Annotated in this window: 12 protein-coding genes, 1 tRNA gene and 1 pseudogene; 13 read left to right on the plus strand and 1 reads right to left on the minus strand. The window is 51.9% G+C overall.

Annotated features, from left to right (window positions below; translation table 11 throughout):
- Positions 1–2 precede the first annotated feature (2 nt).
- A complete protein-coding gene (locus F3I44_RS12010) occupies positions 3–1,040 on the plus strand; it encodes a site-specific DNA-methyltransferase (protein ID WP_150015906.1) in 1,038 nt (345 codons plus the stop codon).
- Here the strand turns inward: F3I44_RS12010 and F3I44_RS12015 are convergent.
- Positions 1,034–1,996, minus strand: a complete 963-nt coding sequence (locus tag F3I44_RS12015) for a tyrosine-type recombinase/integrase (protein ID WP_150015907.1) — start codon at positions 1,994–1,996, stop codon at positions 1,034–1,036. The genes F3I44_RS12010 and F3I44_RS12015 overlap by 7 nt on opposite strands.
- Before the next feature lie 185 nt (positions 1,997–2,181).
- Between F3I44_RS12015 and F3I44_RS12020 the strand changes: the two genes are divergently transcribed.
- The 12 genes and pseudogenes from F3I44_RS12020 to F3I44_RS12075 form a co-directional block, all read left to right on the plus strand.
- Positions 2,182–2,358 (plus strand): type II toxin-antitoxin system HicA family toxin, encoded by a 177-nt coding sequence (locus tag F3I44_RS12020; protein ID WP_052271421.1) that lies wholly within the window; start codon positions 2,182–2,184, stop codon positions 2,356–2,358.
- A gap of 48 nt (positions 2,359–2,406) precedes the next feature.
- A complete protein-coding gene (locus F3I44_RS12025) occupies positions 2,407–2,814 on the plus strand; it encodes a type II toxin-antitoxin system HicB family antitoxin (protein WP_150015908.1) in 408 nt (135 codons plus the stop codon).
- A gap of 60 nt (positions 2,815–2,874) precedes the next feature.
- Positions 2,875–2,950: transfer RNA gene (locus F3I44_RS12030), tRNA-Thr, on the plus strand.
- Positions 2,918–3,322, plus strand: a complete 405-nt coding sequence (locus F3I44_RS12035; RefSeq protein WP_150015909.1) for a hypothetical protein — start codon at positions 2,918–2,920, stop codon at positions 3,320–3,322. The genes F3I44_RS12030 and F3I44_RS12035 overlap by 33 nt, the downstream gene beginning before the upstream one ends.
- A gap of 176 nt (positions 3,323–3,498) precedes the next feature.
- Complete coding sequence (locus F3I44_RS12040) at positions 3,499–3,870, plus strand: phage holin, lambda family (protein WP_150015910.1); 372 nt, start codon at positions 3,499–3,501, stop codon at positions 3,868–3,870.
- A complete protein-coding gene (locus F3I44_RS12045) occupies positions 3,836–4,261 on the plus strand; it encodes a lysozyme (protein WP_150015911.1) in 426 nt (141 codons plus the stop codon). Before F3I44_RS12040 ends, F3I44_RS12045 begins: the two co-directional genes overlap by 35 nt.
- Positions 4,258–4,722 carry a lysis system i-spanin subunit Rz gene (locus tag F3I44_RS12050; protein WP_150015912.1) on the plus strand — a complete coding sequence of 155 codons (465 nt, stop codon included), beginning with the start codon at positions 4,258–4,260 and terminating at the stop codon, positions 4,720–4,722. The genes F3I44_RS12045 and F3I44_RS12050 overlap by 4 nt, the downstream gene beginning before the upstream one ends.
- Before the next feature lie 76 nt (positions 4,723–4,798).
- Positions 4,799–5,038 carry a hypothetical protein gene (locus tag F3I44_RS12055; protein ID WP_150015913.1) on the plus strand — a complete coding sequence of 80 codons (240 nt, stop codon included), beginning with the start codon at positions 4,799–4,801 and terminating at the stop codon, positions 5,036–5,038.
- Positions 5,039–5,102: 64 nt separating this feature from the next.
- Positions 5,103–5,303: a hypothetical protein gene (locus F3I44_RS12060; protein ID WP_150015914.1), complete on the plus strand. Its 201-nt coding sequence runs from the start codon at positions 5,103–5,105 to the stop codon at positions 5,301–5,303.
- Positions 5,304–5,443: 140 nt separating this feature from the next.
- Entirely contained in the window at positions 5,444–5,767 is a 324-nt protein-coding gene (locus F3I44_RS12065) for a hypothetical protein (RefSeq protein WP_150015915.1), read from the plus strand.
- A 4-nt stretch (positions 5,768–5,771) separates the two neighbouring features.
- Positions 5,772–6,311: a hypothetical protein gene (locus tag F3I44_RS12070; RefSeq protein ID WP_223811670.1), complete on the plus strand. Its 540-nt coding sequence runs from the start codon at positions 5,772–5,774 to the stop codon at positions 6,309–6,311.
- A pseudogene (locus tag F3I44_RS12075) lies at positions 6,308–6,713 on the plus strand (hypothetical protein); the annotation flags it as partial. The gene F3I44_RS12070 and the pseudogene F3I44_RS12075, both read left to right, overlap by 4 nt.

The raw sequence follows: 6,713 nt of genomic DNA on the forward strand, positions 1-6,713 counted from the left end.
CAATGCGCAAAAACAAAGCGCAGCTGGTTAATGACGACGCGCTGCACTTTTTGAAAACACTTCCTGACGACTCTGTCGATTTGATTGTTACTGATCCTCCCTATTTCAAAGTTAAGCCCAATGGCTGGGATAACCAGTGGAATGGGGATGCGGATTATTTACAGTGGCTGGACAACTGTCTTGCTGAGTTCTGGCGAGTACTAAAGCCCAATGGCAGCATTTATCTTTTCTCTGGCCATCGATTGGCATCGGATATTGAGATAATGATGCGTAACAGATTTAAAATTCTTAACCACATCATCTGGGCTAAGCCTAGCGGTCGCTGGAACGGGTGTAACAAAGAAAGCCTTAGGGCTTATTTTCCTGCCACCGAGCGCATACTCTTTGCCGAACATTACCAAGGGCCATACAAGCCGGACCTCTTTACTGTAAATAGCACTGAACTTAAACGGCATGTGCTGGCTCCGCTGATTGATTATTTTCGTGATGCCCGCTCAGAACTGGGCGTGACAGCTGCTCAAATAGCTGAAGCGACCGGTAAGAAAAGCATGGTGTCGCACTGGTTCGGCGGCAGTCAGTGGCAGCTACCCAGCGAGGCTGATTACCTCAAGCTTCAGGCACTGTTCTCTGAGATAGCCATCGCACGGTATCAATCAGGTGCTTTAGCCACACCTCACCACCAGCTGGTGGACACGTATCACTCACTGAACCGTAAATATCTGGAGCTGCAGGATGAGTACAAATCCCTGCGCAGATATTTCGGCGTCACGGCAGCGGTCCCTTATACAGACGTATGGACACATAAGCCGGTTCAGTTTTACCCCGGCAAACATCCCTGTGAAAAACCTGCCGACATGCTGGAGCAGATCATCAATGCCAGCAGCAGGCCGGGTGATTTAGTGGCTGACTTTTTCATGGGGTCAGGGTCAACGATAAAAGCGGCCCTGAAATTGGGCCGCTTTGCGATTGGTGTAGAGCTGGAGGGGGATAGGTTCAATCAGACAGCGGGTGAGGTTCAGCGCATAATCGATAATCAATAGGGACGCACATATATCCATTCCCGACCATGATTATCGTGGTAATGGTCAGTCATCCGCTGGGATTTATGGCCCAGTAACGTCCTGGTATCAATACCCTGTGAGTAATAGAGGCGTTCTGCCAGTGAGCGTTGCTCATGAAACGTTGGCGGAGTGCCATCCCACGCGTTATCAGGAAACGCGATGCGCCTGGCCCTCAAAAATCCGTACGACAGGGATGAGGGTGTTACAGCGGAGCCATTCTCAAATCTGAGTAGTGGACCACGTGATGGTAGTCGCCTGATAACGTCCCCTAACGTTAAACCGATAGCATCCAGCCTCAGTGAGAGTGGTATTGCTAAACGGGCATTACTTTTCTGTTGCGTCACATATAGATATTCGTTCCTGACATTCTCGGCTGTCAGCGCGGCTATATCACCTCTGCGCTGGCCGGTAATGAGTGCCAGCAGCATGGACTGATGCGTAAATTTTCTGTCATGACAATGGGCGGCATTAAATATGCTGCGCCACTCATTGATAATCAGCCGGGAACGAGTAGGAGATGAGCGGGGTGCGAGTAACGGTGCTGCAGGGTTGGCTTTAATTATCCCGAACGAATATGCTTCGCTAAACAAATCACGAATGACTGAGTGTGCAGTTTTGGCTGCTGCACTGTAACCGCGCAGTGTTACTACTCGGATGGTCCGGTGCAGGTCGGCGGTTTCAATCTCATGCAAACGCAGCCGCCCGAATCTATCATTCAGTCTGTCTAGCCAGACCTGCTTATTTTGAATTGTTTTAAGCGAGAGACCTCTCTCAGCAAGAAGCATCTGATATTCAGATATCCATTCTGATAAGAACATTTTTACCCTTAGATCCAGAAGATAGTGTAAAGGGTGAGGATTGTAATTTTTTAAAATCAGTTTTTTAAGGATCGCCTCTGCGGTCCTTTTCCGTTTCTGCGCCACAGAAAAGCGCATTCCCTATTGCTACCTGAAAGGCTGACCAATATCGCTCAGGCGTGCGGGATGGTATGACTTGGTGCCTCATGCCGGAGATCAGCAGCGGCCATCACACATATTCAACTCTCCTCAGTAAACATTAATGTTGACTTGGTAAGCATAAATGATTACTATAGTTCCATGTTCAACAGACAGGGGGAGTAGTGAAGCAGAGCGAGTTCAGGCGGTGGCTTGAATCTCAGGGAGTCGAAGTTTCAAACGGTACTAACCATCTGAAGCTGAGATACAACGGGAAGCGAAGTGTAATGCCGAGGCATCCCGGCGCTGAGTTAAAAGAACCACTGCGAAAGGCCATAATGAAGCAGCTAGGCCTGAAATAATCAACCAGCCCTCCGGGGCTGGTTCTCGCGAAGTTTCACTAAGACGATATGCGATACCCGATTAATCTTGAGCCGTGCGACGGCGGATATGTGGTTTCGTTCCCGGATATACCGGAGGCGCTTACTCAGGGCGATACGCGTGAGGAAGCGCTGGTGATGGGGCTGGATGCGCTGGTTGCTTCATTTGATTTCTATTTTGAAGATAACCAGCCAGTCCCGGCACCAGGTCCGATTACCGGCGATTTTGTAGAGGTTCCGGCGAGTGTGTCGGCAAAGGTGCTATTGCTGAATGCTTTCCTTGCTTCCGGCTTAACTCAGGTTGAGCTGGCTTCACGCATGGGAGTTAAAAAGCAGGAGATAACGCGCATCTTCGATCTGCATCACTCGACCAAAATAGATACTGTTCAGAAGGCGCTCTCTGCGCTGGGCAAGCGGCTTGAATTAGTCGCCGCATGACATCTTTAAGCATCCAATTTAAAGGCTCACTTCGGTGAGCTTTTTTTTGTGTCTGAATTCGCCGGTTTAGCTCAGATGGAAGAGCGCCTGACCTGTAATCAGGATGTCGTGGGTTCGAAGCCTGCAACCGGCACCATATAACACGCTAACGCAGCGGGGTAGCGCCCGCACCCATATTCACAGCCCTGCAGGTTTCTGGCAGGGCTTTTTATTACTGGGGTTCAGAATGGAAATCAAAAAAGAAGTAGTAACATCTGTTTCAGCGGATTTCCGCCTTATTGAAGAAAAGATAAATCACTTACTTGAAGTGTTTCCCGAACATTTCTCTGACGAGTTTTTCAGCGTGATCTCGGGCTTGCTTAACAATGTCATCTTTGTGAATCACTCGCTTACAGTTTGTGCAGGTGGTTCCTTCGATGTCGTCTGTATTTTTGATTTCGACACTACTGCTTACGACGAGGTCATGGCTGCAGCCAGGGCACTTAAAGTTAACCTTACTCATAAATAATTCCCTCAGTTATCATGTGGTTTTAGGTGAGCACACGATAGCAGATTAAGGAATGCGCAGCCAGACGCTATCTGGCCCCATAACCAAAGCCACGACCAGCATCTTATCGCGCACCCTGCGCACGGCTGGCGCGTGGCTTTTTTCTTTTCATCTGCCGCCATGCGGGCGGAGGCAATATGAATGACAACCACCTGCCCGATATAGCGAATCAGACCTTGAAATGGATTGCGACCTATCTGCCTTCGGTTTATGCGGCTGGCGCTGCACTGACTATATCGGCCCTCAACGACATCCGCGCGGGTAAGCCGCGTCTTTACACCATTACGGGCGCGCTGATTTGCGGTCTCTTCGCGCTGTCACTTTCCGCCATGCTGGAATATTTCGGCTTACCACCCAATGCGGGTGCGTTTGTCGGCGGCTTGGTTGGATTCGTGGGTGCTGATCGCCTTCGCGACATTGCCCTGGCGCTGGTTTACCGACGCACAGGCATGGATGAGCAAAAGGAAAAAGAAGATGAAGACAAGTCAAACTGGCCTCGACCTGATTAAGCAGTTCGAAACGCTGAAAACCAACGCTTACCTCTGTCCAGCAGGCATTCCGACCATTGGCTACGGCCATACGCACGGTGTCAGCATGGGCGACAAATGCACCACGCAGCAGGCTGACGCATGGCTGCAGGAGGATTGCCTGGTTGCTGAACTGACCATCGGTGCGAACGTTAAAGTGCCACTCAGTCAGAGTCAGTTCGATGCGCTGGTATCGTTCATTTTCAATCTGGGTTCAGGAAACTTCGCAGGCTCAACGCTACTGAAGAAGCTGAATGTGGGCGATTATGCCGGTGCGGCTGAAGAGTTCGGCAAGTGGGTTAATGCTGGTGGCCGTAAGCTGGGCGGGCTGGTGAAGCGGCGAGCAGCAGAGAAAGCGCTGTTTCTGTCATGAGAAAATTTCTCATCGCCGCACTGGTGGTCATTGTTCTGTCGCTCGGGTGGGCTGCTGATCACTATCACGATAAAGCCATAGCCTGGCGCACCACCGCACAGCAGTCTCAGCGGGTAGCCAGACAGCAGGCTGCCACCATCACCGATATCAATCAGCGCCAGCAGCAGCTGGCCGCGCTCGACAAAACCCACACGGAGGCGCTCAGTGCTGCCGAATCTGAAAACGATGCTCTTCGCCGCCAGCTTGCCGCTGGTGCTCGCCGCATGTACGTCCACGCAAAATGTCCCGTGTCCGGTACCGGCACAGCGACAGGCACCGGCGGCCTGGGCGATGGAGCCGCCGTCGAACTCGCTGCAGATTCTCGACGAAACGTTCTCGACATCCGCGCCGGCATCATCCGCGACCGGGAAAAGCTGAAGTATCTGCAGGAATATGTGGTTACACAGTGTCTCAGGTACTAGCTGTTATGACGCTGAGCAAAACTGGAAATAGCATAATCTGATAAACCTCATTTTCCCGAATAATGAGGTAATGAACATGTCTGAGCATTCAGTTTTAATCGAAACCCACGCCTTCTCTTTGGAATCAAAAATCCGGGTTGAATACCAGGTTTTTGATACGCAGACCTGTAAGGTTTATGCAAAGGTGACGGTCTTTAATCCAGAGCCTGATTTCAATATTGAGTCACGCGAAATTGTACAGCTCTACACCGGTTCTTTTGACAGCAAGCTGACGCTTGAGAGGATCAATCAGGATTTGTCACGAAGGAATTTATAACTTTAGTCAAAAGAAGTTCGCTATCTAAAACCTCGCAACTGCGGGGTTTTTTATTGGAGAAAATATGGAATTTGAACACTGGGTGGCGGCCTGTTTCGCTGCAGTGATTTTGGGGCTGTTTGGAATGATTGCCTATATGAACCACGATGATAACGCAACTATGGCACGGATGGTGGCCAATGGGGCAAACCCGATTACGGCGCAGTGCGCTGTGAAAGCCATCAGGACAGAAAACCGCGAAGTGTGCGAAGCCGCACTGCATTGAAAGTTCTATATCAGGCAGCAATGCCTTAACTGAATCTGGAATAAATCATGAATAAGAAGGTTAAATACTGGCGGATAAGTTTATTCAGCGCCGAAAGCACAACGCCATTCAATTGCTCCGGGGTATCTGGCCTAATCTACATGCCAGACTCACGCCCATTTTTCACGGGCTACTCCACTTCCAAACCCGTACTGACTGGCTCCCATGAGTTTCTGGAGCTGCGCACATCTGAGACCGGTAGCGAAACGCGACATATTCGCATGGATCAGATTGTGTCTGTTGATTGCACCCCGGTTTATGCCACCGAAGAAAAAATGGAGAGCTTCGCAGCCGCTGCAGCACCGCTGGCTAAGTGGTTGCGTGAAAATGGCAATCCCCATTCAACTGCCATGGTGACGCAGGTCCGGGCAGATTTGATGTCTGACGAGATTGGCGTGCCGCTGGTGGATGAAAAAAAGCAGTAAGCCGGTGGATAGCACATTTATATGTATCGCCAGCGGCCCGTCGCTGACCGCCAGTGACTGCCGCCTGGCGACAGCATCCGGACATCCTGTCATTGCCGTTAACTCCAGCATCGGACTGATCCCTGAATGTCAGTATCTTTTTGCCGCCGACTGCAGCTGGTGGGATAAATATCACAGCACGCTGAAGACCCGGGCTCAGTGCTGGACGGTCAGCGGCAGGGCGCACCTGCGCTACGGCGTGAACCTGTTCCGGCCGCCCGATAACGACTCCTTCAACTCTGGCCAGCGTGCCATACAGCTGGCGGCACATCTCGGTGCTGAGCGGATCATTCTGCTGGGCTACGACTGCTCGCTGGCAAACGGCACCCACTGGCACGGTGAACACCCGGACGGTCTGAAGAATCCAGACGGCGAAAGCATCCGGCGCTGGCAAAGTGAATTTCAGCGTCTGGCCGACAGTCTGCCATCTTTCAGCATCATCAACTGTTCGCGCCACACGTCGCTGACCTGCTTCCCTCGCGCGGCACCCGAAGAGGTTTTATGACGCAGTATTATTTTCAGGGAATGTATGGGCTGGGCGATTCCATCTACCAGCGCCCGTTTTTGCGACATTTTCCCGGCGCTTACGTCCGCACCTGCTGGCCGGAGCTGTATCGGGGCCTCGATATAAAGTGCGTGCGCAGCGGCACACACCTCCGCACACAGGCAAAAAACGAGCTCCGCACCCGGTACGCATATCACCCGGCCCCACGCGGCGGCGTAATAAAGCGCATCGGCTACGGTCCGGACGACCTTGCCAGTGGTGGCATAATCCCGGCGTTCCGGCGTCAGTTTGGCGTCAGCGGCCCGCTGCTGTTCGACCTGCCGCAGTTTAATGACCTGCATCCGCGCGTACCGGTTGATAAACCCGTCGCCATTATCCGGCCGGCCACCCTGCGCACGGAGT

The organism is Pantoea sp. F_5 (genome assembly GCF_008631595.1).
GTDB classification, from domain to species: domain Bacteria; phylum Pseudomonadota; class Gammaproteobacteria; order Enterobacterales; family Enterobacteriaceae; genus Pantoea; species Pantoea gossypiicola.

Coding starts and splice junctions, on each gene's coding strand:
- F3I44_RS12010 (WP_150015906.1), top strand. CDS start 3: ATGCGCAAAAACAAAGCGCAGCTGGTTAATGACGACGCGCTGCACTTT.
- F3I44_RS12015 (WP_150015907.1), bottom strand. CDS start 1,996: ATGCGCTTTTCTGTGGCGCAGAAACGGAAAAGGACCGCAGAGGCGATC.
- F3I44_RS12025 (WP_150015908.1), top strand. CDS start 2,407: ATGCGATACCCGATTAATCTTGAGCCGTGCGACGGCGGATATGTGGTT.
- F3I44_RS12035 (WP_150015909.1), top strand. CDS start 2,918: ATGTCGTGGGTTCGAAGCCTGCAACCGGCACCATATAACACGCTAACG.
- F3I44_RS12040 (WP_150015910.1), top strand. CDS start 3,499: ATGAATGACAACCACCTGCCCGATATAGCGAATCAGACCTTGAAATGG.
- F3I44_RS12045 (WP_150015911.1), top strand. CDS start 3,836: ATGAAGACAAGTCAAACTGGCCTCGACCTGATTAAGCAGTTCGAAACG.
- F3I44_RS12050 (WP_150015912.1), top strand. CDS start 4,258: ATGAGAAAATTTCTCATCGCCGCACTGGTGGTCATTGTTCTGTCGCTC.
- F3I44_RS12055 (WP_150015913.1), top strand. CDS start 4,799: ATGTCTGAGCATTCAGTTTTAATCGAAACCCACGCCTTCTCTTTGGAA.
- F3I44_RS12060 (WP_150015914.1), top strand. CDS start 5,103: ATGGAATTTGAACACTGGGTGGCGGCCTGTTTCGCTGCAGTGATTTTG.
- F3I44_RS12065 (WP_150015915.1), top strand. CDS start 5,444: ATGCCAGACTCACGCCCATTTTTCACGGGCTACTCCACTTCCAAACCC.